Source organism: Streptomyces sp. NPDC039424, assembly GCF_055639495.1.
Genome location: NZ_JBVKAI010000006.1, coordinates 101,921 through 127,443, shown reverse-complemented (window position 1 = coordinate 127,443; position 25,523 = coordinate 101,921). Strand labels below are relative to the sequence as shown.

The window sequence follows — 25,523 nt, the reverse complement described above, 5'->3', positions numbered from 1 at the left end:
ACTCCACGCCGACGGGGCGGCGGGAGTGGGCGTGGGGGATGCGCAGGGCCTCGGAATCTTTGGCGGAGGAACCGCCGTCGCTGAACTTCCAGCCGGCGAAGCCGAGCCCTGCGGCGGCGGCCCCGCCGAGGCCGAGCAGGGCCCGCCGGTGGGTCAGGCCGGACGGGAGGGCGGTCGGGCCGGCACCGGTTACTGCCGTCTCCGGATTCTTGGGCGAGGGCTCGGACCCGGGTGTCTCGGATTCGGGCGTCTCGGTCAGTGCCGGAGCCGAGGTGAGAGCCGGTACGGGAGCGGGTTCGGGCTGCCGTGCCGGTGCCGGTGGGCCCGTGTGCGGTGGTGCGTGGGCGTGCGGGATGTGCCGCAGAGTTCTAAGCGGTGGCGAACGCGTTGACGCCCGTCAGTTCCGCCGACAGCTCCCACAGCCGAGCCGCTTGTTCCGGGTCGATCGCCCAGTCCTTGACGCCAACGCGCTCGTCGCTGTCCGGCGTGGGCTCAGCGATGTCGCAGTCTTCCAGGTAGACGCCACCGAGTCCGTCCAGCTGGGGCGAGGTCGCCGCCCATACTTGGGTGGCCGCACCCTGCGGCGGGGTCTTGAAGCCCTCGGGGTTCAGCACGTTGCCGTTCTCGTCGATCCAGCCGCGTTCGATCATCTCCTCCTTGGGCAGGTGCCGTTGGAGCGGGGTGATGATGCCGCCGGGGTGCAGGGCGAAGGCGCGGACGCCGGCGTCGCGGCCGAGCTTGTCGAGCTGGACGGCGAACAGGACGTTGGCGGTCTTGGCCTGGCCGTAGGCCTCCCACTTGTCGTAGCTGTGCTGCCAGTGGATGTCGTCCCAGCGGATGCCGGAGAAGTGGTGGCCGCGGGAGGAGACGGAGACGACTCGGGCACCGCCCGGCGCGATCGCGGGCCACAGACGGTTGACGAGGGCGAAGTGACCCAGGTGGTTGGTGGCAAACTGGGCTTCCCAGCCGGGCCCCACCCGGGTCTCGGGGCACGCCATGATTCCGGCGCTGTCGATCATGATGTCGATGTTCCGTCCGGAGGCGAGGAACCGCTCGGAGAAGCCGCGCACGCTCTCCAGGTCGCCGAGATCCAGCTCGTCCAGTTCGACGCCGGGAATATCGGCCAGCGCCTGCTTGGCGGTGACCGGGCGGCGGGCGGGCACGACCACGTGGGCGCCGGCCTTGACGAGCGAGCGAGTGGTCTCCAAGCCGATGCCCGAGTAACCGCCGGTGACTAGGGCGAGCTTTCCGGTCAGATCGATGCCCTGTAGGACGTCGTCGGCGGTGCTGGTGGCGCTGAAGCCGGATCCGATCTTGTGCTGTGCAGTGCTCATGTCCGGAACGCTACGCATTCGAGTGCTCTCTAAGTCAAACAGCCTCTCGCGAAGGTGCGGGCAGGGGAAAACCCCGGCCCACCCAGCTCACAGGAACCGACCAGCACGCCACCACGAACGTCTGCGGTGCAGCGTTGGGGCCGCGATTGTCACGGAACATCGTGAGCTCGTCGAGCTCATGGTTCCCCTCCGGACGACGCCTCTGACCAGTCCAGATAGCGAAACGCTGCTGGATTGCCAGGGGTGGCCGGCGGATCAGGGCCCGGTCAAGTGGCGGGCAGCGGTCGGTTCCCGTGCGGGTGCAGGCGGTCGGTGAGGAAGGCGAGGATCTCGTCGCGGGCCGGACCGTGGGGTGGCCGGCCTCGTCGACGAGATGGGCGGTGACGACGCTGTGCGGGGTGCCGACCAGGTCGGCGAAGAAGGGCGGCGGAGCCGGGTTGGCGGCGCTGTCCGGGAGGACGCGCCCGTCGAAGGCGTCGCCGAGCAGCGCGCGGTAGGCGGCGAAGCGCTGCCCCGTGCACCAGCGGTCGCCCTCGAAGCGGTAGGCGAGGACGGTGAGTCCGTCGCGGCCGAACCGGTCGCGCACCGCGCGCGCGTCCGCCGCGTCGAGTTCGAGTCCGCCGGGGTCGTCGAGCGGCAGCGACGGGTGGTTGACCACGGGGGCGATCACCGCCGGCTCCAGGGCCATGGTGAGGGCGAAGTTGCCGGTGAAGCACAGGCCGATCGCGCCCACCCCCGGCCCACCGCACGCGGTGTGGGCCTGGCGCGCCAGGCCGCGCAGCCAGAGCGTCACCGGGCTGGTGCCGCCCCCGGCGAAGGCGCGGAACTCCGCGCTGACACAGGCGCGGCGGACGACCTCCCGGCCGCCCTCGACCGTGGGGAAGGCGCCGTCCGTCCCGAACAGGGAGGGCACATGGACGGTGAAGCCCGCGTCCCGCACCCAGCGCGCGAGCCGCAGGACGTCGGGGCTGATGCCCGGCATCTCGGGCAGCACCACGACCGCAGGCCCGGCCCCGGCCACGTACACCGTCTTCTTCACCCCCTCCACGGCCACGCTCCGGCGGGTGAAGTCGGTGATCGGATCGTCGTCGCTCATGGGGTCAGCCTGGTCCCCGGGCCGGCCACCGGGTGAGGGGCGGGATCGCCAAGGCCAGAGGTAATCTCGCCACACGCGAAGGAGGCGAGCGGTGCGTGCTCGGCGGGCCGGGCCGGGGACAACAGGGGGTACGGGAGCTATGGCGGAGGCGGCGCGGCAGGCGGAGCAGGGTGCGGGGCCGGGCGCCGGGCCGGGTGCACTGCGGGTCGGGGTCCTGGCGTACCCGGACTGCTTCGCGTCCGAAGTGTTCGGCGTCCCCGACCTGTTGACGATGGCCGGCCATGTCGCCGGACCGGACGCTCCCGGTTACCGGGTGTCGGTCGTCTCGCCTCGCCGCCGGATCACCGCCTCGGGCGGCGCGAGCCTGGACGTGCGTCCCTTGTGCGAGGTCGACGTTCTCGTGGTCCCCGGCTTCGAACTGCACCCGGACACGGACCTCGACGCGCGGCTCGCCCGACTCGCCCCCGAGATCGCGGCGATCCGCGCGCAGGCCGCCGCCGGCACCGCCATCGTCTCCCTCTGCGTCGGCGCGTTCCTGCTCGCCGAGGCAGGGCTCCTCGAGCGGCGCCGGGCCACCACCTCCTGGCTGCACGCCGGCGAACTGGCCAGGCGCTGCCCGGACGCCGACGTGCGGCCCGAACACCTGGTCGTCACCGACACGGGGGTCACGACCACGGCCGCCTTCAGCGCCATGTACGACTTCGCGCTGGACCTGATCCGCCGACACAACGGCGCCCGGGTGGCCCGCACCACCGCACGGTTGGCGCTCGTCGACGACGCGCGGAACTCCCAGACCCCGTACGTCGACCCGCGGCTCCTCCCACAGCCCGGCCGGGGGTTCTCCCAGCGGGTCATGCGGCGGCTCGACCAGAACCTCGCCGAGCGGTACGACCTCGCCGCGCTCGCGGACGCCTTCGGGGTCAGCACCCGCACGATGCTGCGCCGCTTCGCCGAAGAGACCGGACGCAGCCCACTGGCCCATCTGCAGGCCTCCCGGGTCCGCCGCGCCCGCCATCTACTGGAGACCACCGACCGCACCGTCGCCGCCGTCGCCGCAGCCGTCGGCTACCAGGACCCCGGCACCTTCGCGGCCCTCTTCGCCCGCCACACCGGCCACCGCCCGAGCGCCTACCGGACCGCTTTCCGCCGCACGGCCCGGGCGTCCGCCCCGGACGACGGCGTCTAGGTGCCGTCCGATCACCGGATCGTTGGCCCGGACTGCCGGACTGCCGGACTGCCGATGGAGGACGCGGTTACCCACCTCGGCGGTGGCCTAGACGATTAAGTCCGATGTGTTCGATCGCCTGCGGCGACCCAACTGTATGGCGGGCGTGCCGGGGGCTCGAACTAAAGCGCGGGAACTTCCGACGCAGGCGCCGCGTTTCTCCCGCATGCTGGCTATGTGGGGCGCCGCGCTTCCGGCGCTGGCCTTTGTCCTGTTCGTCTGCGGCGCGGCCGAGTTGATGATGCGGCGATCCAAGCGGCGTAGCGTCCTCCGCTGCGGCCGTGGTCCCGAGCTCCGCCCCTTGACAGGGTCCGCATTCAACGAATTTGACCTGATATTCAACGGCAACAAATCGATCGAGATCGAGCAGCAGCAACATGAGGCGAACCGCCGCGACGACCAGGACGACGGCGACCCGCCGCACACGCGCATCGACCTGGCCGGCGGCACGGCCCGCATCGTCCTCCCACCCGACCGCGAGGCCGTTCACCGGCCGCGCGGGGGTGCGCAGCAACCGTGAGGAGCCCCATCGCAAGCTCCCTTGCCCGGGCAGCTGTAAGACCGAGGCGGCGTTCCCCTCAAAGGATCCGCACCCTTTTCACAGTGGCGTGCCACGGCAGTGGCACGCTCCTCACTATGCATGAAGATCCGCAGGACAGAACAAAGGCTGGGGTGTGGGGGCGTATCGCGTGCACCTGGGCGGTCGCTTTCGCCACGCTTCATTTCTACTGGGCGCTGGGCGGCAACTGGGGTCTGAGTGTCTCGGCGGGGCCCCTGGCCGAGGAACGCCCGGCGTGGTTCGTGATGGTGGGCTTGTGGGGAGTGGGGGTGCTGTGCCTAGTCGGCGGTGTGCTGGGATGGCTTCTCACCCGGCCTCGGCCCCGTGGCCTGGCCGGACGGGTGGTCAAGGCTCTGGGCTGGTCTGTTTGCGCTGTACTGCTGGTGCGCGGCATCGCGGTTGAGATGTTGTTGCTGACCGACACAGCGGGCCAGGAGGTAGACGTAAGCCCGGAACAGCGACTGTGGACACTGCTGCTGTGGAATCCCTGGTTCCTGGTCGGCGGTCTCGTCTTCGGCCTGTCCGCTCGGCAGTTCGGAAGAGCGGACGGTTCGAGTGGGGGAACCGCCTGAATGGCATCGGGGATCCCGAGCAGACTATCCAAGATCATTGCGTGACGAACGAGCTGAACACCCTGCTGGCCGCACTGTACGTGAAGATCGACGACGAGCTGGAGACAGGCCGCTGGATGGGCAGGCCACCGCAGCTGACCGACTCCGAATTGGTCACGCTCGCAGTCGCCCAGGCACTGCTCGGCTTCCACTCTGAGACGCGCTGGCTGCGGTACGCGAACAGGCACCTGGCGTCGATGTTCACGTATCTGCCACAGCAGTCCGGGTACAACAAGCGCCTCAAAGGCGCGTTGCCGCTGGTGAAGAAGGCGATACGGATGCTCGCCGTCGACACAAACTTCTGGTTCCGACACCCACTGGATCGTGGACTCCACGCCGGTCCCGAGCGGGATGTCGCGGCTGACGGTGAAACGGTCAGAGCTGGCCGGCTGGGCCGGATACGGGTACTGCGCCTCCATTCCCGGTTCTTCTGGGGCCTGCGCCTGTACCTGGTGTGCACCCCGGTAGGCATGCCGATCCTGTGGGCACTGGCGAACCCGAAGCTGGACGAGCGCGAAGTGCTTCAGGCCATGCTCGACCTGGACGCCGATCTGGTGGCCGACCGGCCCGGTCTGCTGCTGATCGCAGACAAGGGCTTTGCCTCCAAGCAGTTCGAGACCGACCTCGCCATGCGCGACACCGAACTGCTGCGGCCCTCGTTCAAGCGGGAGAGGAAGCGCCAGGGTGAGGGCCTGCTTAAGTCGGTACGGCAGTTGATCGAGTCGGTGAACGACACCCTCAAGGGCCAGCTCGACCTGGAACAGCACGGCGGCCGCACCCACGAGGGCGTCGCCGTTCGCGTCGCCCAACGTGTCTTGGCCCTTGCCACGGCCATCGGGCGCAACCACAAGGCCGGAGCACCAACCATGCGATCCCTGATCGCCTGCGGCCACTGAACACATCGGACTTGATCGTCTAGTGCCTTGGCGCTTGTTGACAAGCCCTGCACGTTTTCGGAACTGTCGCTTCCGCCGCGGCGAACGTGGTGAGATCGCCGGATGCTCGGTTTCCTCCTCCGTCTCCTGCCCTTCTGGGTCCGCGAGCCCCTGCTCATTGCCATCGGGTCCGTTCTTGGCGTACGCATCATGTATCTCGCCGTCCGCGATCACGACCGGGTCGCGGCCGGTCTCGGCGTGGTGTTCCTCGTGTTCACCGCGATACGCGTCCACGCGGTGGTGCGGGCGTTGCGCGCACGCCGGAACCCGAGTCCTGCGGTATCCGCGGACAAGGCGGCGGTCGATGCTGTCGCCCAGCCCCAGCCCCAGCCCCAGCCCCAGGCGCAGCCCGAAGCCCGGGCCGTCGCTGGGCCGCGTCCCGGCGCGGGCACTTCGGAGAAGGAGCCCAACGCGTGGGGCCAGGCCGTCGCAGCCGTGGCCGTGTTCGGGGCACTCGCGGGTGCGCTGTGGCTGGGGCCACGCGTGCTGCCGTCCGACGACAGCACGCCGCAGGCCGCCTCCTGTTCGGCCGGGGAGCACGAGGAGCTTCCGCAGGCCTACGACAAGACGCCCCTGGCTGTGACCGGTGACGAGTTGTGCAAGGCGCTCAACCGGCCCGACCTGGCCCAGCTTCTTGGGACGCCTGAAGAGACCGCCACCACGGCTTCCGGCACCAGCAACACCGCTCCCCTGACTGATGGGAAAATCGCCCAGCCGGAGGCAGAGGTCACGTTCGAGACGTACACCGTGAACGTTTCGGCCACTTACAACGAGCTGTCGACTGCTCAGTACGTGAAGCTGATGAAGATCGGGGGTGAGCAGGACGTCAAGACCCTTACGGTGCTCGGGCGGCCCGCGGTCTTCTCCTCGGATCACACCATGAAGCTCGAGATCAATCTCGGCAGCAGCGGATCCGGCGGACCGGTCGAACAAGGTCCCCTGGCCAGGACGCTGTCCGTGGCCCTCGACCGGAAGGACCGGGGCGGCTACTACGACTTCACCGTGTGGAGCACGTCCGGAGCCCTCCCGGACGACAGCGTTCTCCGCGACATCGCTGAGAAGGTTCTTCCGACGATCTCCGAACGGGCGGGGCGGTGAGACAGCCCCCTCGTGAGCAGTGACCCTGCCGGATCCTGCTCGCTTGCGGGGCGTCGTCTTGTGTCAGCCGGATCGACGCGTCGCCCCGGTGAGAGGTGAGGTCACCCCGGCCTACAGCACCGCCGGAGAGGACGCGCCCGCGATCAGCAGGCGGGGCTTTCCGGTGCCGTCGGCGGGCACGGTCCACAGGTCGGTGCTGTTGACTCTGCCGTTGCTGGGGAGGGCGTAGGCGACGGTGCGGTTGTCGAGCCAGGTGGCCTGGTCGTCGACGCTGTGGCGTTCGGCGAGCGGCGTCTCGCGCAGGGTGCGCAGGTCGAGGACGTACTCGTGCCAGAGGTCGGTACGGGACAACACCCGCTTCTTGAAGGCGACCCGGGTCCCGTCGGGGGAGAGCGAGGGGCACTCCACGTTCTCGACCAGGGTGGTGACCGTACGCCGGGACAGTGAACCCCGTACCAGGTAGGTCTTGTTGGCGGTGTTGAGGGTGGCGTAGAAGGTGTCGTCGTCGGTGGCGAAGGTGACGCCCCAGAAGTTGATGTCCGAGGCGTGGTAGGACGTGCCGTCCTTGATGATGGAGAAGGACTCCAGGCTGGGCGTCAGCCGCATGGTGCGGGTGTCCAGGACCGAGGTCCGGGTGGAGAAGAAGGCGGACGAGTAGGACTCGCCCGAGACGAAGACGGTCCAGGCGACGAAGCGGCCGTTGGGCGAGACCCGGGCCCGGCTGGGGGTGCCCGCGAGCGGGAAGGTGCGCTTGGTGCGCAGGCCGGCGTCCAGGAGCAGGGCGCGGTTGCTCTGTTTGAGGACGCCGGGGTTGGACTGGAGGCAGATGCCGGTGCCGGCCGCCGCGTAGAAGCGGGCGCACTTCAGGTCGGAGGCGGTCCGGCCGCCCCCGGGGTCGGCCGACGGGACCGAGGCGACCGCTGTGCGGTGCGGGCCGGCGGCCCCGTTGACGAACATCAGGCGGCTCTTCTGGCCGAGCGTCAGCCGGCCCGCGCTGACCGTGGGGTCGCCCGCGTGCGGCTGGTTCGCCCGGTCCGCGCGGGCGGCGGCGTGCAGGACCACACCGGTTCCCACGCCCGCGAGCACCAGGACCGCCGCGACGAGTATGAGCAGGCGACGGTGCATCGATGTCATCTGGATCCTCGTGGTTGTTGTCGCTGCGGTGGTCGTGCTGTCGTGGTCTTGCTGCCGTGGTCTTGCTGTCGTCGTCATCCGTTTCCGTCGGCCGGGCGCAGCACCGTGCCCGCGACGACCGCGCAGCAGAGGAGGCCGACCGCGGCGCCGGCCAGTGCCGGGCCGTCGCCCCACATCGTCCAGGCGGCTCCGAAGGCCAGCGAGCAGCAGAACCGGGCCAGCGCCTGGCTGGTGCCGACGATGGCGAGACCGCTGGCGCGCAGCCGCTCGGGCACGATTCCGGCGAGGGCGGCGGGGAGCACACCGTCGGTCGCCGCGTAGAACGTGCCGTGCAGGGCGAGGACGAGCGGGACGAGGGCCGCGGTGGCCGGGGCCCGGAGCAGGAGGGCGTAGGCGGTGAGCAGGGCCGCGTGTCCGGCGAGGAACACCATGCGCCGTCCGATGCGGTCGGCGAGCACGCCGACGGGCACGGCCAGCAGCAGGAACACGGCGGCGGTGCCCAGTGGCAGCAGCGTGAACCACTGCTCGCCGACACCGGCCCGCCGCTGCAGGAGCAGGTAGAGGAAGGCGTCGCTGACGGTGGTCAGCCCGAGCAGCGCGGCACAGCCGGCGAGCGCGCGGAGCCGGGGGAGGCGTAGCAGCGCCAGCGCCTCCCGCCCGCGGACCGGCGGCTTCCCGTTCGGGACACCCACTTTCTCCGTCGTGCCTGCTTCGTCTTTTTCCGTCGTACGCGCTTCGTCGGTCTGCGCGCCTTGTCGTCCGCCCGGCACGAACAGCATCAGTACGAGCACGCCCAGCGCGGCGACGCACGCGCTCACGCCGAACACCGCGTCGTAACCGTCGGCCGCCGCGCGCAGGATGAGGAAGGCCGCCAGTGGGCCGAGCATCGCGCCGGTGGTGTCCATCGCGCGGTGCACGCCGAAGGCGCGGCCCTGGTTCCCGGCCGGTGTGGACAGGGAGATCATCGCGTCGCGCGGGGCGGTGCGCAGGCCCTTGCCGGTCCGTTCGAGGGCGAGGACAGTGCCGAGCGTGCCGATGCTGCCGGCGAACAGGAGCAGCGGCTTGCACAGCGCGGACAGGCCGTAGCCGAGCCCGGCCAGCAGCTTGTGGTTGCGCATGCGGTCGGCGAGGTGGCCGCCGGTGAGCTGGACCAGTGCGCTGACGCCGTTGTAGACGCCGTCGAGGGCGCCGAATCCCAGCGGGCTGAAGCCGAGCGTGGTGACGAGGTAGAGCGGCAGGACGGCGGTGACCATCTCCGAGGAGATGTCGGTGATCAGACTGACCGTGCCCAGCACCAGCACGACCGGGGCGACCCTGCGACCCGGCCCGCGTCTTCGGTCCTGGTCGGTGTCCGCCTCGGCAGGCTGGGAACGGTCGGTGAGATACAAGCTGGGACTCCAGGTGCGGTGCGGGTCAGTTCTGCCGGCTGCTCTCGTCCCGTAGCCAGGTGCCGAAGTCCTGTGCCCGGATGGCCTTCGCGGCCCCCCGCCGGGCGGCGACCGCCGCCGCGGCGAACACCACGACAGCCACGAAGAGCTTCGGCTCCCGGCGGAGCAGCGCTTTCAGGTCGGCCTTGCTGGTGCGCGCCGAGGCCCCTTCTGGCCCCTGATGCTGTTCGACCTGGGCGGTGGACACCGCGGCCCGGATGCGCCGCTTGATCAAGTCCTGCCAGGTGCGCGGCGGTTGGATCACCACGCCGGCCGTGCCGACCACGAGCCGTTCCTCCGGCGTGAACGCGAGGGACGCGGCGAGGTCGTCCGCCATCAGCGGGGGCAGCGCGGCGATCCGGGCGTGCCCGGCCTTGGACACCGCGATGACGCCCCGGCCGAACAGCCCTTCGCGTACGGCGGGCAGCCGCTGCCACACCTGGTAGTAGGCGCGCACCCGCCAGGCGCAGGAGGCCAGCGGGATCCGTCGTTCGGGGGCGGTGGCGAGGATGCCCGAGGTCTCGTCGGCCAGGGGCTCGGTCAGCGCCCGTACGTCGGCGCTCGCGATCACGACGTCGGCGTCCACGTAGAGGCGCGGGAAGCCGCGCGCGTCGTCGTCGCCGGCCCGCAGCGCGGCGTGCTTGGAGGGCACGGGTATCTCCACCACCCGGACATGCGGGCCGCGGGCGGCCGCGATCCGCGCGGTGTCATCCGTGCAGCCGTTGCATACGACCACGATGTCGGTGTCGTCCTCGGGAGAAGAATCAGCCAACAGTGAATCGAGGAGCCGGCCGATGACTCGGGCCTCGTTGTGGGCCGGGATCACGATGCTCGTCACGGGGGCAGTATGCCGTCGGTGTCACTATTGCGACATGCGTTTCGTCCAACTGTTCCCGAGAGTGAGCCGCGTGGTCTAGATTGAGGACCGCCGGACCGGTTTGGGTGGGGAACTCGTTCTTGCTGCAGGTCATGGCCCGGCTTCCAACGGATCTGAACAGGCAGTACGTACAAGCATGCTGGGTGCGTGAGGCGGTTGGGGAACCGCTGAAGCTCCCTCGCTTTCCAGTGCCGCTGTGTCGGGGGCACTTCGGTCAGGGCTAGCCGCGCATGTGGTGGGGGGCGCATGACCATTGAGGTCACGCACGAACAAGCGGTTGTGGAACGAAGAAGTCCACATGGCCGCCGAAGACGTTGGGAACAGAACTACCGCATCGTCCTGCTGGTCGCGGACGGCCTCGCTGCCGTTGCCGCGGCCTCCTTGATCCACGCGGCCTACGGTCGCTGGGCGGTGGCCCTGGTGCTGCCCCCGACCTGGATCGTGGCCATGCTGGCCCATCGTTCCTACGACCGCAGCACGCTGGGTCTGGGGACCGAGGAGTACCGGCGGGTGCTCCGGGGGGCCGTCGCGCTGCCGGCGCTGGCAGCCGTCGCGTACTGGCTGTTCACCCGCGATTCGAACCTTCTTCATGACATGATCATGGCGGCTTTGCCGGCTGCTGTGATCGCCCTCGCGGCCCGGTACACGCTGCGCCGCCGGCTGCACCGGCGATGGGCCCGGAGCCGGGACGGGAGCGCGACGCTCCTGGTCGGACCGTCGCGCGGCGTCGCGGAGCTGGTCGCGGTGCTGAGGCGCGGCGGCACACCGAGACTCCAGGCCGCCGGAGTGTGCCTGACCGATCCAGAGAACGCTCCGGAGATACGCAAGTTGGGGCTCCCCGCCCTCGGCGGTGTCGGTGGCATGAACGACGTCGTCCGGGCCCTCGGCATAAACACCGTGGTGGTGCTGCCCGCGCCCGAGCTCGACGCCTCCGTCCTGCGCCGGATGTCCTGGACCGCGGCCGTGCAGGGCGTCGACTTCCTGCTGGCCCCCGTGCTGACCGACGTGTCCGCCTCCCGGCTGGCGGTACGGCCCACCAACGGGGTGCCGTTGGTGCGGATCAAGCCGCCGAACCTCTCCCGGATCTCTCGGCTGCCGAAGGAACTGCTGGATCGCTGCCTCGCCGCGGCGCTGCTGCTGCTCCTCGCGCTGCCGATGCTGCTGATCGCCCTGATCGTCCGACTGGACAGCTCCGGCCCCGCCCTGTTCCGGCAGCAGCGGGTGGGCCGGTACGGTGACCACTTCACCATGCTGAAGTTCCGCACGATGCGGCCCGACTCGGAGGCCCTCCGCACGGAACTGGAGCACCTCAACCAGAACAGCGACGGACTGCTGTTCAAGGTGAGGGAGGACCCGCGGATCACCCGGGTCGGCTCGTTCCTGCGCCGCAGCTCGCTCGACGAACTCCCGCAACTCGTCAACGTCGTCAAGGGCCACATGTCGCTCGTCGGCCCCCGGCCGCCGCTGCCCGAGGAGGTCGAGGAATACCCGCCGGACATCAAGCGCCGGTTGCTGGTGAAGCCCGGTCTCACCGGACTGTGGCAGGTCAGCGGACGCTCCGACCTGCCCTGGGACGAGGCGGTCCGGCTCGACCTCGGATACGTGGACAACTGGTCGATGGGCCTGGACCTGTCGATCCTGGCGCGCACCGGGGCCGTGGTGGTGCGCGGAACGGGGGCCTACTGATGGACCAGAGGAAGAGGAAGACAGTGACGCAGGAGCCGTTGGGGGTCGCGGTCGTCGGGGCCGGTTACTGGGGCCCCAACCTCGTACGCAACTTCCAGGCCGGCGACAGTTTCCGGCTGCGCTGGCTGTGCGACCTCGACGTGGACCGGGCACGGGGGGTCCTCGGCGGCTACTCGACGGTCGAGGCCACCGCGGACTACGCGGCCGTCCTCGCCGACCCCTCCGTGGCCGCCGTCGCCGTGGCCACGCCCGCCGGCACCCACCTCGACATCGCCCTGGCCGCCCTGCGCGCCGGCAAGCACGTCCTCGTGGAGAAGCCGCTCGCGGCGACCTACGCCGACGGGATGCGCCTGGTGACCGAGGCCGAGGAACGCGGCCTCACCCTGATGTGCGACCACACCTACTGCTACACCCCTGCGGTGGGCCGTATTCGCGAACTGGTCCGCTCCGGCGAACTCGGCGAGATCCATTTCGTCGACTCGGTCCGCATCAACCTCGGGCTGGTCCAGAAGGACATCGATGTGATGTGGGACCTGGCCCCGCACGACCTGTCGATCCTGGACTTCATCCTTCCGGACAACGTCGAGCCGGTCGCCGTCGCCGCGCACGGGGCCGATCCGATCGGAGCGGGACAGGCCTGCGTGGCCTATCTGACGCTCCAGCTCAACACGGGGGCCATAGCCCACGTGCACGTCAACTGGCTGTCGCCGACGAAGGTGCGCACCACCATGGTGGGCGGCTCCCAGCGCACCCTGATCTGGGACGACCTCAACCCCGCCCAGCGCGTGGCGATCTTCGACCGGGGCGTGGACCTGGCCTCGCCCCAGGAGATCGGCGCCGACGAGCGCCGGGACATGCTCATCTCGTACCGCTCCGGAGACATGGTCGCGCCCGCGATCGGTGAGAAGGAAGCGCTGCGCAGCATGGTCGACGAGTTCGGCGACGCGATCAGACAGGGCCGCACGCCACTGACCGACGGCCGGGCGGGTCTCAGGGTGCTGGACATTCTGGAGGCGGCGTCGCGAAGCCTCGAATTCAAGGGCGCGGTCGTCGGCCTGCGCGCCATGCGTTGAGCGGATTCAACTCACCGAGAGGGCAACGCAGTTGAGCAGCGTACGAGGCAAGAAGATCCTGGTCACCGGGGGAGCGGGCACCATCGGCTCCAACCTCGTCGACCTGCTGGCCGAGGGCGGCGCCCGCGAGATCGTCGTACTCGACACCTTCGTGCGCGGCCGGCGGGCCAACCTCGCCCAGGCCCTGTCCAGCGGTGTGGTGGAGATCGTCGAGGGCGATGTCCGGGACGCCGACACCGTACGGAAGGTCACCGAGGGCGCCGACTTGGTGTTCCACCTCGCCGCGATCCGCATCACCCAGTGTGCGGAGGAACCCCGGCTCGCCAACGAGGTCCTGGTCGACGGCACCTTCAACGTCCTGGAGGCGGCGGCCGAGTCCGGGGTCGCCAAGGTGATCGCCTCGTCCTCGGCGTCCGTCTACGGCATGGCCGAGACCTTCCCGACGACCGAGCGGCACCACCCGTACAACAACGACACCTTCTACGGCGCCGCGAAGGCCTTCAACGAGGGCATGCTGCGCAGCTTCCACGCCATGTACGGACTGGACTACGTGGCACTGCGCTACTTCAACGTCTACGGCCCCCGAATGGACATCCACGGCCTCTACACCGAGGTGCTCATCCGCTGGATGGAGCGTATCGAGGCGGGCGAGCCGCCGCTGATCCTCGGTGACGGCGCGCAGACCATGGACTTCGTCGATGTCCGCGACATCGCGAGAGCCAACGTCCTGGCCGCCGAGTCGGACCTCACCGACGAGGTGTTCAACATCGCCAGCGGTACGGAGACCTCGCTCAAGGAACTCGCCGAGGGCCTGCTGGAGGCGATGGGGGCACAGGGCATGGAGCCGGTGCACGGGCCCGCCCGCGCGGTGAACGGGGTGACCCGGCGACTCGCCGACACATCGCAGGCCGCCGAACGGCTCGGCTTCACGGCGCGGATCGACCTGCGCACGGGGCTGCGCGACCTGGTCGAGTGGTGGCGCGCGGAGCGGGAGGCGGCCAAGTGAGCACCGACCGCATCCCGGTGATGATCCCCTGGCTCGGAGAGGAAGAGGCCCAGGCCGCCTCCGCCGCGGTGCTGTCCGGATGGGTCGCCCAGGGCCCCCGGGTCGCCGCCTTCGAGAAGGCCTTCGCCGAGCGGGTGGGCGCCGAGCACGCCGTCGCCGTCAGCTCCTGCACCACCGCTCTGCACCTGTCGCTGGTCGCGCTCGGACTGGGGCCCGGCGACGAGGTCGCGGTGCCCTCGCTGTCGTTCATCGCCACCGCCAACGCCGTACGGTACGTCGGTGCCGAGCCGGTGTTCGCCGACGTCGACCCGGCCACCGGCAACCTGACCCCGGTCACCGCGGACGCGGTCCGCACCGCCCGCACCAAGGCCGTCCTCGCCGTCCACCAGGGCGGCGTCCCGGCCGACGTGCACGCCCTGCGTGCCGCCTGCGCCGACTGGGACCTGCCCCTGGTCGAGGACGCGGCCTGCGCCATCGGCTCGACCGTCGGCGGCAAGCCCGTGGGGCACGGCGCGCTGCTCGCCGCATGGTCCTTCCACCCCCGCAAGCTCCTCACCACGGGCGAGGGCGGCATGATCACCACCGACGACGCCGAGTGGGCGGCCCGGCTGCGCCGGCTGCGCGAGCACGGCATGAACGCATCGGCGGCAGACCGCCACGCGAGCGACAAGCCGGTCCTGGAAAGCTACTTGGAAGTCGGCTTCAACTACCGGATGACAGACGTCCAGGCCGCCATCGGCCTGGTCCAGCTCGGCAAACTCGACGCGATGATCGCCCGCCGCCGCGAGCTGGCGGCCCGGTACGACGCGCTGCTGCACGACATCCCCGGCCTCACCCCCGTACGCGACCCCGCGCACGGGCAGAGCAACTTCCAGTCCTACTGGGTGCTGTTGGACCCGGACTTCCCCGCGGCCCGGGACGACCTGCTCGCCGCACTCGCCGCGGCCGGCGTCTCCGCCCGGCGCGGGATCATGGCCGCCCACCTCGAACCCGCCTACGCGGACCACCCCCGCGCATCGCTGCCGGTCACCGAGCGCATCACCCGCGACTCGCTGATCCTGCCCCTGTTCCACACGATGACCGAGGCGCAGCAGGACCGCGTCGTGACGGCACTGCGCGAACAGGCCCGCAGATGAACGAACTTGTGATCATCGGCGCGGGCGGCTTCGCCCGGGAGACCGTGCAGGCCGTGGAGGACGCGGACGAGTTCAAGGTGCTCGGACACCTCGACGACAACCCCGCCCTGCACGGCACCGAGGTGGACGGCGTGCCGGTCCTCGGCGGCTGCGACCTGGTCCACGACCTGCCCGGAGCGCGGGTGGTGATATGCGTGGGCAACCCCAGGGACTACGCGGCCCGCGCCCGCCTGGTCGGCCGGCTCGCCCTGCCCGCGGACCGCTACGCCACCGTGATCCACCCGACGGTTTCGGTGTCGGAGACCTCCGAGGTCGGCCCCGGCTCGGTCCTGCTCGCGCACTGCGCGCTGACCGCCGCCGTGCGGGTGGGGGCGCATGTCGCCGTGATGCCCCATGTGGTCCTCACCCATGACGACGTCATCGAGGACTACGCCACGATCGCGTCCGGCGTCCGCCTGGGCGGGGGCGCGCGGCTGGAACAGGGCGCCTATGTGGGCTCCGGGACTTTGGTCAGGGAGGGCACGACGGTCGGCGCCTGGTCGCTGGTCGGGATGGGGAGCACCGTGCTCGGCGATGTGCCGCCGGGCGAGGTCTGGGTGGGGAGCCCGGCCCGACGGCTGCGGGCGGCGGACGCGCCCGCGCTCGACGAACTCGCGTCGCGAACAGGACTCGTGACGCGAACAATGGGGGGACCGCTGACATGAACCAGATTCCGCTTGTGAACCTCAAGGCGGCCCACGAGGACATCGCCGACGAGGTACGGGCCGGATTCGAAAGGGTCCTGGCCGACACCGCGTTCGTCGGCGGCGACGAGGTGCGCCGCTTCGAGCGCGAGTACGCGGACTTCGGCGGCGTCGCGCACTGCGTCGGCGTCGCCAACGGCACCGATGCCGTCGAACTCGCCCTGCGTGTACACGGCGTCGGCCCCGGCGACGAGGTCGTGATTCCCGCCAACACCTTCATCGCCACAGCCGGCGCGGTGGCCAGGATCGGGGCGCGCCCGGTCCTCGCGGACTGCCTGCCCGACAGCTACCTGCTCGACCCCCAGGCCGCACTGGACGCGGTCGGCCCCGCCACACGCGCGGTCGTACCAGTCCATCTCTACGGGCAGATGGCCGACGTCACGGCGCTGACCGGCCGGCTGCCCGAGGGCGTACGGGTCGTCGAGGACGCCGCCCAGTGCCAGGGCGCGACCCGCGAAGGCCGCACCCCGGGCAACGGCGGCATCGCGGCCACCAGCTTCTATCCGGGCAAGAACCTGGGCGCCTACGGCGACGCGGGCGCGGTGCTCACCGACGACGAGGAACTCGCCGGCCAGGTGCGCGCGATCGCCAACCACGGCGGAGTCGCCAAGTACCGCCACGACGTACCCGGGTTCAACAGTCGTCTGGACGGCCTGCAGGCCGTCGTCCTGCGGGCGAAGCTGGCGCGGCTGGCGGGCGGCAACGCGGCCCGGCGGGCGGCCGCGGCCCGCTACGGCGCGCTGCTCGCCGACCTCGCCGCCGCCGGACGCGTCGTCCTCCCGGCCACGGCACCCGGCAACGTCCATGTCTGGCACCTGTACGTCGTGCAGGTCACCGGCGCCGACCGTGACGACATCGTCGGCAAGCTCAACGCCGAGGGCATCGGCGCCGGGGTGCACTATCCCGCCCCGGTCCATCTCACCCCGGCGTACCGCCATCTCGGCCACAGCCGTGGCGACTTCCCGAACGCGGAGGGGGCGGCGGACCGGATCCTGTCGCTGCCGCTCTATCCGCAGATCACCCCCGACCAGCAGCAGCGCGTCGTGGACGCGTTCGCCGACGCGCTCGGCAGCTGACCGGTCCCCAGAGCTTCACGCTCCACCTCCGATCCCACGGGGCGGCCCTGCACAGCACCGCTGAGAGGTACACATGCAAAATTGGAGCAGACGGATCCGGGGCGGGCGCCTCGCCGTCGTAGCGGCATTGATATTGGCGGTGCTCCCGCTGGCCGGGTCCGCCCAGGCGGCGTCCGATCCGTGCGGTTCGGGCTCGAACCCCGTCCTCTGCGAGAACTCCAAGACGGGCAGCCCCAAGGCCGACTGGTTCTCGCCCAACGCCTACGGCGACATCAAGGGCTTCTCCACCAAGGAGAGCGTCCAGGCCGGTGACACCGTCCAGTTCAAGGTGCAGTCGCCGGTCTCGTACAACATCCAGATCTACCGGTTGGGCTGGTACGGCGGCGACGGCGCGCGTCAGATGTCCACCGCGGCCCAGGCGGCCGTGACCTACCCGGCCAACTACACGTCCAAGGCCGCCAGTTGCACCACCAAGAGCAGCACCGGACTGGTCGACTGCGGCAACTGGCCGGTGACCGCGACCTGGACCGTGCCCAGCGACGCCGTGTCCGGCCTCTACATCGCGAACATCACGCAGACCGACGGCGACGGCCTCATGCCGTACCCCTTCGTCGTCCGCAACGACTCCAGCACCTCTGACATCGTCGTGCAGACCAGCGACCAGACCTGGCAGGCGTACAACGACTACGGCGGCCAGGACCTGTACGGGGGCACCGGGCCCGCGCCGGACGGCCGCGCCTACGAGGTCAGCTACAACCGGCCGCTGGACATCGGCGGCGACAACGGCATCTACGGCTCCGAGTACATGATGCTGGCCTGGCTGGAGCGCAACGGCTACGACGTCAGCTATCTGTCCGGCGTGGACGTGTCGTCGGCGGGTGGCGCGACCCTGCTGAAGAAGCACAAGGTGTACGTGTCGTCCGGCCATGACGAGTACTGGACACAGAGCCAGTACTCCAACGTCCTGGCGGCCCGGAAGGCCGGCGTGCAGCAGGGCTTCTTCAGCGGCAACGAGGTCTTCTGGAAGACGCGGCTCGCCCCCAGCATCGACGGCACGAACACGGCCGGCCGCACCCTGGTCTGCTACAAGATGACCAAGATGGCGTTCAGCAACGGCATCGCCGACCCCAGCGGCACCTGGACCGGTACCTGGATGGATCCGACCAGCACCAACTACGGCCAGACCTACCAGCCGCCGAACATCCTCACCGGCTCCATGTTCCAGGCGAACGGCTACCGCAACGACGCGATCACCGTCCCCGGCTCGTACGGCAAGAACCGGATCTGGCGCAACACCTCCATCGCCAACCTCACCTCCAGCCAGACCGCAACCTTCCCGACCGGCACGCTCGGTTACGAGTGGGACAGCGACCTCGACAACAGCACCAGACCCGCCGGGCAGATCGACGTGTCGTCCACGACGGTGGACATCACCGACGGCACGTACCGTCTGGACTGGGGCAACCTGTACGGCAACGGCACGGCGACGCACAATCTCGTCGAGTTCCGCGACCAGGACTCCGGGGCCCTGGTGTTCGGGACCGGCACCGTGCAGTGGTCGTGGGGCCTGATCAACGTGCCCACCTACGATCCCGATGACACGGTGGTCACCGAGGACTCCCGTATGCAGCAGGCAACGGTGAACATCCTGGCCGACATGGGGGTCCGGCCGAAGTCCCTGCAGAGCAACCTCGTCGCCGCCACCGCCTCCACCGACACCACCGGCCCGACGGTCACCGTGACCAGCCCGGCCGCGGGGGCCACCGTCCCGGCGCTGAAGCCTGTCACCATCACCGGCACCACCACCGACTCCGGTGGGGGAGTGGTGGCCCGTGTGGAGGTGTCCACCGACGGCGGATCGACCTGGCAGGCCGCCAAGGGTCTTTCGTCCTGGAGCTACAGCTGGACGCCCACGACCCCGGGTTCCGCGTCCATCAAGGTCCGCGCGAGCGACGACAGCGTCAACATCGGCTCCGTCACCACCATCCCGCTGACCGTCGGCCCCCAGGCCTGCCCCTGCACCATCTGGCCGGCCTCGGCCGTGCCCGGCACGGTCAACGCCGGCGACGGCGGCTCGGTGGAGCTCGGCGTCAAGTTCCGTACCACCGTGGCCGGATCGGTCACCGGCGTCCGCTTCTACAAGTCGCCCGTCAACACCGGCACCCACACCGGCAGCCTGTGGACCGCCTCCGGCACCCGACTGGCCACCGGCACCTTCACCGGCGAGACGGCCTCCGGCTGGCAGCAGCTGAACTTCTCCACCCCGGTCACCGTCAAGGCCAACACCACCTATGTCGCCTCGTACTTCGCCCCCAACGGCGGATACTCCTACGACACCTCCTTCGCGGGCAGCGACGCCGGCCTGGCTCCGCTGACGGCCCTGAAGACCGGCACCGACGGCGGCAACGGCGTCTACCACTACGGCTCGACCAGCGCCTTCCCGTCCTCGCAGTCCTCGGGCAGCAACTACTGGGTCGACGTGGTGCTGGACACCTCGGCGGCCAGCACGACCCCGCCCACCGTCTCCTCGACGTCCCCGACCTCCGGGGCGACCGGCGCGTCGATCACGGCACCGGTGTCGGCCACCTTCAGCTCGGCCGTCGACACCGACAGCGTGACGTTCACCGTGAAGGACCCGGACGGCAACACCGTGCCGGGGGCCGTCACCATCCCCGCGTCGAACAAGGCGACCTTCACTCCGTCCACGGAGCTGGAGCTGCATACCACCTACACCGCCTCCGCCAAGGCTTCCGACGTGTGGGGCAACGCCATGGCGGACCCGGTGACCTGGACGTTCACCACCAGTTCCACCCCGCCGGCGGTCACCTGCCCCTGCACGCTGTGGAGTTCCTCCGCCGTGCCGGCGAACACCGACATGACCGCCGACCCCAACTCCGTGGAGCTGGGCACCCGGTTCACGTCGTCGGCGGCCGGCTGGGTCACCGGTGTCACCTTCTACAAGGGCAACGGCAACACGGGCACCCACACCGGAAGCCTGTGGACCGACGGAGGCACGCTGCTCGCCAGCGGCACCTTCACGGGCGAGACGGCCTCCGGCTGGCAGACGCTGACCTTCGCCACCCCGGTGGCGATCACCGGCGACACCCCGTACGTCGTCTCCTACCACGCGCCGAACGGCAACTACGCGGTGGACGGCGGCTACTTCGCCGCGGCCCACAAGTCCTATCCGCTGACGGGCACGGCCGACACCACCACGCACCACAACGGGCTCTACAAGTACGGCACCGACCCGGCCTTCCCGGGCGGTTCCTACGGATCCGCGAACTACTGGGTCGGCCCCGTCTTCACCGCCGACGACCCGAGAGCGTCCCTGGCGACGGCCGCCACTTCGGAGGTGACCGCGTCCTCGGTGGCGCACACCGCCGACGCGGCGAGCGCCCTCGTCCTTGCCGTGCCGGCCGAGGCGGCGGTGTCGTCCGTCAAGGCGACCGTGACCATCCTGTCGGGCCGTGACGCGGCCGCCGCCAGGAAACTCCACGTCACGGCCGTCGTCTCCTACAACCGGGCGACCCACAAGGCGACCGTCCATCTCTCCGCCCCGTTGCCGGACGGCACCCGGTTCAAGATCACGGCCACGGCCAAGGACAAGCACCGCCACACGGCGAAGTCCCACAGCTGGACGCTGACCAGCAAGACCGTCTTCAAGAAGAAGAACTGACCCGTCCCCACACACCGTCGGTGGTCCGCGCCCAGCGGGGCGCGGACCGCCGACGGGGATTGGCTTCCCCACCGATGAGCAGCGTCAGTGTTGTGATCCCCTGCTACAAGTACGGCCATTTCCTCGCCGACTGCGTGAGCAGCGTCCTGGACGAGCAGGACGGCGTCGACATCCGGGTCCTGATCATCGACGACGCCTCGCCCGACGACTCGGCGGAGGTCGCGCTCAAGCTGGCCGCCTCCGACCCGCGTATCGAGGTCCACGTCCACGAGACCAACAAGGGCCACATCGCCACGTACAACGAAGGCCTCCTGGAATGGGCCGACGGCGACTACGTGGCCCTCCTCTCCGCCGACGACCGGCTGGTCCCGGGCGCGCTGGTCCGCGCCGCCGCGCTCCTGGACGCCCACCCCGAGGCGGGGTTCGCCTACGGACGTCCCCTGCGCTTCCAGCACGGCGGCCCGCTGCCCAAGGCCCGTACCCAGAGCACCGGTTCGGTCGTCTACCCTGGCCAGTGGTGGCTGGAGCGGCGCTTCCGCGAGGGCACCGGATGCATCACCTCGCCGGAGGTCGTCGTCCGCACCGGACTTCAGCACAAGGTCGGCGGTTACGACCCCGCTCTGCCGCACGCCGGCGACATCGAGATGTGGATGCGGCTCGCCGCCCACGCCGACATCGGCTACATACGCGGCGCCGACCAGGCCTTCTACCGCGTCCACGGCAAGAACATGTCCACCACCGACTTCGGCGGCCACCTCGACGACCTGCGCCAACGCCTCGTCGCCTTCGACTCGGTGCTCGCCAAGTGCGGAGACCGGCTGCCCGACGCCGACCGACTGGCCGACCAGGTCCACACCCGCCTCGCCCGCTACGCCCTGCGCCGGGCCTACCGGGCCTACGACCGGGGCCGTACCGGAGCCGTACCGGTCGACGAATGCGTGGCGTTCGCCGAGAAGTGCCTGCCCGGATACGCGGCGCTGCCCGAGTACCGGGCGCTGCGGCTGCGCAGACGCATCGGGCCGAAGGCCATGCCGTATCTGCAGCCCCTGGTGTGGTCGGCCGTGGCCGAGCGCGGACGGGAGTGGCTGTGGTGGGAGTCGTGGAAGCGCCGCGGTATCTGATGCACGATCAGTTCAGCTCAGTTGGCCACCGGAACTCCGGCGGTGCGGCGGACCGGGTCCGGGGAGCCGTCCTTGCGCTTCCTGCGCCGCAGCGCGTACTGGTCGAACCACAGGGCACCCAGGGTCCCGGCGGTCCCGCCCAGCAGTGCCGTACCCGCCAGTGCACGGGTCCTGGTGCCCTGCACCGGGACGGCGCTCGGCGCGACCAGGACGGACGCGCTGATCCGCGATCCGGGGGCGATCCCCTGAGCATCCTGCACGTCCGCCACATGCTTGGTGTAGACCTCGATGACCTTGCTGACCGCCGTGTCGGCCTCGACCGCGCCGGCCCGCCGCGCCTGCACCTGTACCGAAGGGATCAGATAGCGCGGCGTCGCACTGGTGCCGCTGTTGCGCGGGATCAGCTGGTACGTCCCGTGCACGCCGACGGCGTCCAGCTCCTCGCGCCCGGCGGGCGACTCGAGCTGCTGGATGACCCCGTACGACAGTGTGGCGAGCGGCGGCTGGAGATTCGTCAGCTGGTTCGGCTGGTTTCCCGTCACGGGCGGTTTGAGGACGACCACCGCCGAACTCAGGTACTGCGGGGCGGGGTGCAGCACTTTGTAGGCTCCGGCGGCCGTCAGCGCGAGCGCGAGCAGCAGCACGTACCAGCGGCGGAGCAGCGCTTCGGCGACGTCACGAGGCGACACAGGGAATCCTTCCGTCGCCACCGATCCTCGCAGGCGCCGGGACGAGCCGCCACCAGAAGGGAGTTCTCATGAGCCTCGCCGACATCTTGGCGATCATGCGCAGGCGTTGGTATTTCATGGTGCCCCTCACCCTGCTCAGTCTGCTCGCGGGCGGATATCTGTACCGCACCATCCCGGTGTCCTACGAGTCGCACAGCTCCGTCACGCTGCTCGACTCCACGGCGATCGCCGAACTGGCGCCGACCTTCGGCAACCCCCTGTCGAACGCGGGCGGTTCGCTGGTCGTCACGGCCGACGTACTGATCAGGACGCTCCAGTCCGGCGACTCGGCCAATGAACTGCACTCCCGCGGCGTCACGGACCAGTACACGGTCGGTTTCACACCGCAGGCGGACAGCCCGCTGCTCACCCTGAGCGTCACCGGAACCGACCGGGCGAAGGTGCTCCGGGAGACCACCACCCTCACCAAGTTCACCGGGGAGCAGCTGAAAGCCCTGCAGGCCGCCTCCAAGGTGCCTGCGGTGTACGCGGTGCAGACCGCGCCGGTCGTCCTTCCGCAGACCCCGGTCTCGCAGTCGAAGAGCCGGTACCAGGGCATCGCGGCGGTCCTCATCGTCGGGATGGTCTGCGCGTTCCTGCTGTCCATCCTGGCCGAGGGCGTCGCGGTGGTCCGCCGCCGGGGACGCGCCCTGGCCGGATACGTGCCTCGGCGCCATCGCGCCCGGCCCCCTGAGCGGCCCAGGGGCCTGCTGGTGCGCAGGCTGGACGCCACGACGATCCTCACCGGCTATCTGGTGCTGGCCTTCTTCGTCCCGTCGAACCTCACCCTGCCCGCGCTGGGGGGTGTCGGCACCCCGGCCAACGTCTTCGCCCTGCTGGGACTTCTGTGGTACCTCGCGACCTGGCTCGGCCTCCGCATCCTGCCGGCCGAGGGCACCAGGCTGCCGCGCGTGGCGATGTGCGTGCTCGCCGCGGCGGTGCTGCTGTCCTACCTCGCGGACGCGACCCGCGAAAGCTCCCACGAGGAGGTCCTCGGGGCCGACCGGGGACTCATCGGGCTCGGGGTGTGGGTGGCGCTCGTCGTGCTCTCCTCGGCCGGCATCCAGGAGCGCAGCCGGCTGGAGACCCTGATGCGCCGGCTCGTCGTCCTGGGCACGGTGGTCGCCCTGATCGGCTACTACGACTTCTTCGCCGCGACCAACATCGCCGACTCCATCCACATCCCCGGCCTGCAGTCGAGCACCGCCCAGATCAGCGCCATGGACCGCGGCTCGTTCACCCGGCCACGCTCCACCACCGCCCATCCGCTGGAGTTCGGGGGGATGATCGCCATCCTGGTTCCCTTCGCCGTCCATCAGGCGTTCGACCCGGTGCGCCGGCACGCCGGCGCGCTGCGCCGCTGGGCCCCGGTGGCGATCATGGCGGGTGCCCTTCCACTGACGGTGTCCCGGACGTCCATCATCGGCGCCTTCATCGCGATCCTGGTGATGGTGCCCCGCTGGAAGCCGCAGCGGCGCTGGGCCGCGATCGGACTGATCCTGGGTTCGGTGGCCGGCTTCAAGGTGATCATCCCGGGGCTGATCGGAACCATCACCAACCTGTTCGCCAGCTTCATGTCCAACTCCGACAGCAGCACCCAGGCGCGCACCGTGAAGTACAGCGCGATCGTCCCCTACCTCAGTGAACGCCCCTGGTCCGGACGGGGATTCGGCACCTTCACCCCCGACCTGTACTTCTTCACGGACAACCAGTACATGCTCACCCTGGCCGAGACGGGCGCCCTGGGGCTGCTCGCGCTGCTCGTCCTGTTCGTCACCGGGATCCACCAAGGCGGCGCCATCCGCCGGCTCGCCCGCACCGAATCCGACCGGGAGCTCGGGCAGGCCTTCCTCGCCTCGGCCCTGGTCGCCCTGGTCATCAGCGCCACCTTCGACGCGCTCAGCTTCCCCATGTACGCCGGGATGTTCTTCCTGACCCTGGGCGCAGGCGGCAGCTACCTCGGCTTCATCCGCCGCGAGGCGGCGGACGCCGCCGTCCCCGCGACCTGGGAAGCGGCGCCCGAAGCATCCGAAGCCAAGCTCCCCCAACTCGCGGAGTCCCGATGAGTCCCGTCGCCGTCATCGTCGTCACCTGGAACAGCGCCTCGGTGCTCCCCGGGTTCCTCGCCGCACTTCCCGATGGCATGGCCGGTCTCGACTACCGGCTCGTCGTCGCCGACAACGACTCCGCAGACGACACCGTCGAGGCGCTCCGGGCGCTGGCCCCGGACGCCACGGTCGTCCAGACCGGCCGCAACGCCGGGTACGCGGCCGGGATCAACGCCGCGCTGCGTGCGGCCGGCGCGTACGAGGCCGCTCTCATCTGCAACCCCGACATCCGGATGCGGCAGGGCTGCGCCAAACGTCTCGTCGGCAGCCTCGGGGACGGAGTCGGGATCGCGGTACCCCTCCTGTACGAAGAAGGCAGGGACCGGCCCCACTTCTCGCTGCGCCGCGAGTCGAGCGTCCTCCGGGCGCTCGGCGAGGCCGTCATCGGCAACACCCGGGCCGGGCGCTTCCCGCGCCTGAGCGAGCTCGTCACCGACCCCGCCGCGTATCAGCGGCCCACGCGCGCGGACTGGGCGACCGGCGCGCTCATGGCCGTCTCGGGGGACTGCCTGGCCGCCTGCGGTCCGTGGGACGAGTCCTTCTTCCTCTACTCGGAGGAGACCGAGTACTGCCTGCGTGCGCGGGACCGGGGATACGTCACGCAGCTGGAGCCGACGGCCGAGGCCGTTCACCTGGGCGGCGACTCCCAGGTGTCGCCCCGGCTGTGGACTCTCCTCACCCTCAACCGCGTCCGTCTGTACCGGCGCCGGCACGGCGCTCTCGCCACGGCCGCCTTCCGCGCCGCCGTCCTGCTCCGCGAGACCTCCCGCGCCGCCCTGGGCCGCCCGGCCGGCCGAGCGGCCGCCGCCGCCCTCGCCCGACCGGGCGCCCTGCGCGCCACGCCGGGGCCGTGACCGCGAACCCGGTTCGG

The 25,523-nt window shown here is 70.4% G+C and carries 20 protein-coding genes and 1 pseudogene; 15 read left to right on the top strand and 6 right to left on the bottom strand.

Annotated features, from left to right (window positions below):
* Positions 1 to 368: 368 nt before the first annotated feature.
* Both ACZ7L0_RS17490 and ACZ7L0_RS17485 read right to left on the bottom strand, forming a co-directional pair.
* Complete coding sequence (locus ACZ7L0_RS17490; RefSeq protein ID WP_471243333.1) at positions 369 to 1,334, bottom strand: SDR family NAD(P)-dependent oxidoreductase; 966 nt, start codon at positions 1,332 to 1,334, stop codon at positions 369 to 371.
* A gap of 34 nt (positions 1,335 to 1,368) precedes the next feature.
* Positions 1,369 to 2,430 carry a dienelactone hydrolase family protein gene (locus ACZ7L0_RS17485; protein WP_471243332.1) on the bottom strand — a complete coding sequence of 354 codons (1,062 nt, stop codon included), beginning with the start codon at positions 2,428 to 2,430 and terminating at the stop codon, positions 1,369 to 1,371.
* Between the two features lie 139 nt (positions 2,431 to 2,569).
* Here ACZ7L0_RS17485 and ACZ7L0_RS17480 point away from each other — a divergent pair, with 139 nt between their 5' ends.
* The 5 genes and pseudogenes from ACZ7L0_RS17480 (at position 2,570) to ACZ7L0_RS17460 (ending at position 6,858) form a co-directional block, all read left to right on the top strand.
* The gene (locus ACZ7L0_RS17480) at positions 2,570 to 3,616 is read left to right on the top strand and encodes a GlxA family transcriptional regulator (RefSeq protein ID WP_471243331.1); all 1,047 of its coding nucleotides are present in this window, start codon (positions 2,570 to 2,572) and stop codon (positions 3,614 to 3,616) included.
* Between the two features lie 106 nt (positions 3,617 to 3,722).
* A complete protein-coding gene (locus tag ACZ7L0_RS17475; protein WP_471243330.1) occupies positions 3,723 to 4,175 on the top strand; it encodes a DUF6191 domain-containing protein in 453 nt (150 codons plus the stop codon).
* A 116-nt stretch (positions 4,176 to 4,291) separates the two neighbouring features.
* Positions 4,292 to 4,786, top strand: a complete 495-nt coding sequence (locus ACZ7L0_RS17470) for a DUF3995 domain-containing protein (RefSeq protein WP_471243329.1) — start codon at positions 4,292 to 4,294, stop codon at positions 4,784 to 4,786.
* Positions 4,787 to 4,827: 41 nt separating this feature from the next.
* Positions 4,828 to 5,721 (top strand): annotated as a pseudogene (locus ACZ7L0_RS17465) (IS982 family transposase).
* A gap of 102 nt (positions 5,722 to 5,823) precedes the next feature.
* Positions 5,824 to 6,858, top strand: a complete 1,035-nt coding sequence (locus ACZ7L0_RS17460; RefSeq protein ID WP_471243328.1) for a DUF6215 domain-containing protein — start codon at positions 5,824 to 5,826, stop codon at positions 6,856 to 6,858.
* Between the two features lie 111 nt (positions 6,859 to 6,969).
* Here ACZ7L0_RS17460 and ACZ7L0_RS17455 read toward each other — a convergent pair whose 3' ends face one another.
* The 3 genes from ACZ7L0_RS17455 to ACZ7L0_RS17445 form a co-directional block, all read right to left on the bottom strand.
* On the bottom strand, positions 6,970 to 7,992 hold the full coding sequence (locus tag ACZ7L0_RS17455) for a TolB family protein (RefSeq protein WP_471243327.1): 1,023 nt from the start codon (positions 7,990 to 7,992) through the stop codon (positions 6,970 to 6,972).
* A gap of 74 nt (positions 7,993 to 8,066) precedes the next feature.
* Complete coding sequence (locus ACZ7L0_RS17450; RefSeq protein WP_471243326.1) at positions 8,067 to 9,380, bottom strand: MFS transporter; 1,314 nt, start codon at positions 9,378 to 9,380, stop codon at positions 8,067 to 8,069.
* A gap of 25 nt (positions 9,381 to 9,405) precedes the next feature.
* Positions 9,406 to 10,257, bottom strand: coding sequence for a glycosyltransferase family 2 protein (locus ACZ7L0_RS17445; protein ID WP_471243325.1), 852 nt, complete (start codon positions 10,255 to 10,257; stop codon positions 9,406 to 9,408).
* A gap of 285 nt (positions 10,258 to 10,542) precedes the next feature.
* Here ACZ7L0_RS17445 and ACZ7L0_RS17440 point away from each other — a divergent pair, with 285 nt between their 5' ends.
* The 8 genes from ACZ7L0_RS17440 to ACZ7L0_RS17405 all read left to right on the top strand — a co-directional run bounded on the left by ACZ7L0_RS17440 (position 10,543) and on the right by ACZ7L0_RS17405 (position 21,816).
* Positions 10,543 to 11,982 carry an exopolysaccharide biosynthesis polyprenyl glycosylphosphotransferase gene (locus ACZ7L0_RS17440; protein WP_471243324.1) on the top strand — a complete coding sequence of 480 codons (1,440 nt, stop codon included), beginning with the start codon at positions 10,543 to 10,545 and terminating at the stop codon, positions 11,980 to 11,982.
* A 23-nt stretch (positions 11,983 to 12,005) separates the two neighbouring features.
* Entirely contained in the window at positions 12,006 to 13,055 is a 1,050-nt protein-coding gene (locus ACZ7L0_RS17435; RefSeq protein WP_471243323.1) for a Gfo/Idh/MocA family protein, read from the top strand.
* A gap of 31 nt (positions 13,056 to 13,086) precedes the next feature.
* Positions 13,087 to 14,061, top strand: coding sequence for an SDR family NAD(P)-dependent oxidoreductase (locus ACZ7L0_RS17430; RefSeq protein ID WP_471243322.1), 975 nt, complete (start codon positions 13,087 to 13,089; stop codon positions 14,059 to 14,061).
* A complete protein-coding gene (locus ACZ7L0_RS17425) occupies positions 14,058 to 15,197 on the top strand; it encodes a DegT/DnrJ/EryC1/StrS family aminotransferase (protein ID WP_471243321.1) in 1,140 nt (379 codons plus the stop codon). The genes ACZ7L0_RS17430 and ACZ7L0_RS17425 overlap by 4 nt, the downstream gene beginning before the upstream one ends.
* Positions 15,194 to 15,901: an acetyltransferase gene (locus tag ACZ7L0_RS17420; protein ID WP_471243320.1), complete on the top strand. Its 708-nt coding sequence runs from the start codon at positions 15,194 to 15,196 to the stop codon at positions 15,899 to 15,901. The genes ACZ7L0_RS17425 and ACZ7L0_RS17420 overlap by 4 nt, the downstream gene beginning before the upstream one ends.
* The gene (locus ACZ7L0_RS17415; RefSeq protein WP_471243319.1) at positions 15,898 to 17,016 is read left to right on the top strand and encodes a DegT/DnrJ/EryC1/StrS family aminotransferase; all 1,119 of its coding nucleotides are present in this window, start codon (positions 15,898 to 15,900) and stop codon (positions 17,014 to 17,016) included. The genes ACZ7L0_RS17420 and ACZ7L0_RS17415 overlap by 4 nt, the downstream gene beginning before the upstream one ends.
* Before the next feature lie 73 nt (positions 17,017 to 17,089).
* Complete coding sequence (locus ACZ7L0_RS17410) at positions 17,090 to 20,695, top strand: DUF4082 domain-containing protein (RefSeq protein ID WP_471243318.1); 3,606 nt, start codon at positions 17,090 to 17,092, stop codon at positions 20,693 to 20,695.
* Positions 20,696 to 20,769: 74 nt separating this feature from the next.
* On the top strand, positions 20,770 to 21,816 hold the full coding sequence (locus ACZ7L0_RS17405; protein WP_471243317.1) for a glycosyltransferase family 2 protein: 1,047 nt from the start codon (positions 20,770 to 20,772) through the stop codon (positions 21,814 to 21,816).
* A 17-nt stretch (positions 21,817 to 21,833) separates the two neighbouring features.
* Here the strand turns inward: ACZ7L0_RS17405 and ACZ7L0_RS17400 are convergent, their stop codons facing one another.
* The gene (locus tag ACZ7L0_RS17400) at positions 21,834 to 22,505 is read right to left on the bottom strand and encodes a hypothetical protein (RefSeq protein ID WP_471243316.1); all 672 of its coding nucleotides are present in this window, start codon (positions 22,503 to 22,505) and stop codon (positions 21,834 to 21,836) included.
* 68 nt (positions 22,506 to 22,573) lie between these two features.
* Between ACZ7L0_RS17400 and ACZ7L0_RS17395 the strand changes: the two genes are divergently transcribed.
* Positions 22,574 to 24,610: an O-antigen ligase family protein gene (locus ACZ7L0_RS17395; protein ID WP_471243315.1), complete on the top strand. Its 2,037-nt coding sequence runs from the start codon at positions 22,574 to 22,576 to the stop codon at positions 24,608 to 24,610.
* Entirely contained in the window at positions 24,607 to 25,506 is a 900-nt protein-coding gene (locus ACZ7L0_RS17390; RefSeq protein WP_471243314.1) for a glycosyltransferase family 2 protein, read from the top strand. Before ACZ7L0_RS17395 ends, ACZ7L0_RS17390 begins: the two co-directional genes overlap by 4 nt.
* Positions 25,507 to 25,523 lie beyond the last annotated feature (17 nt).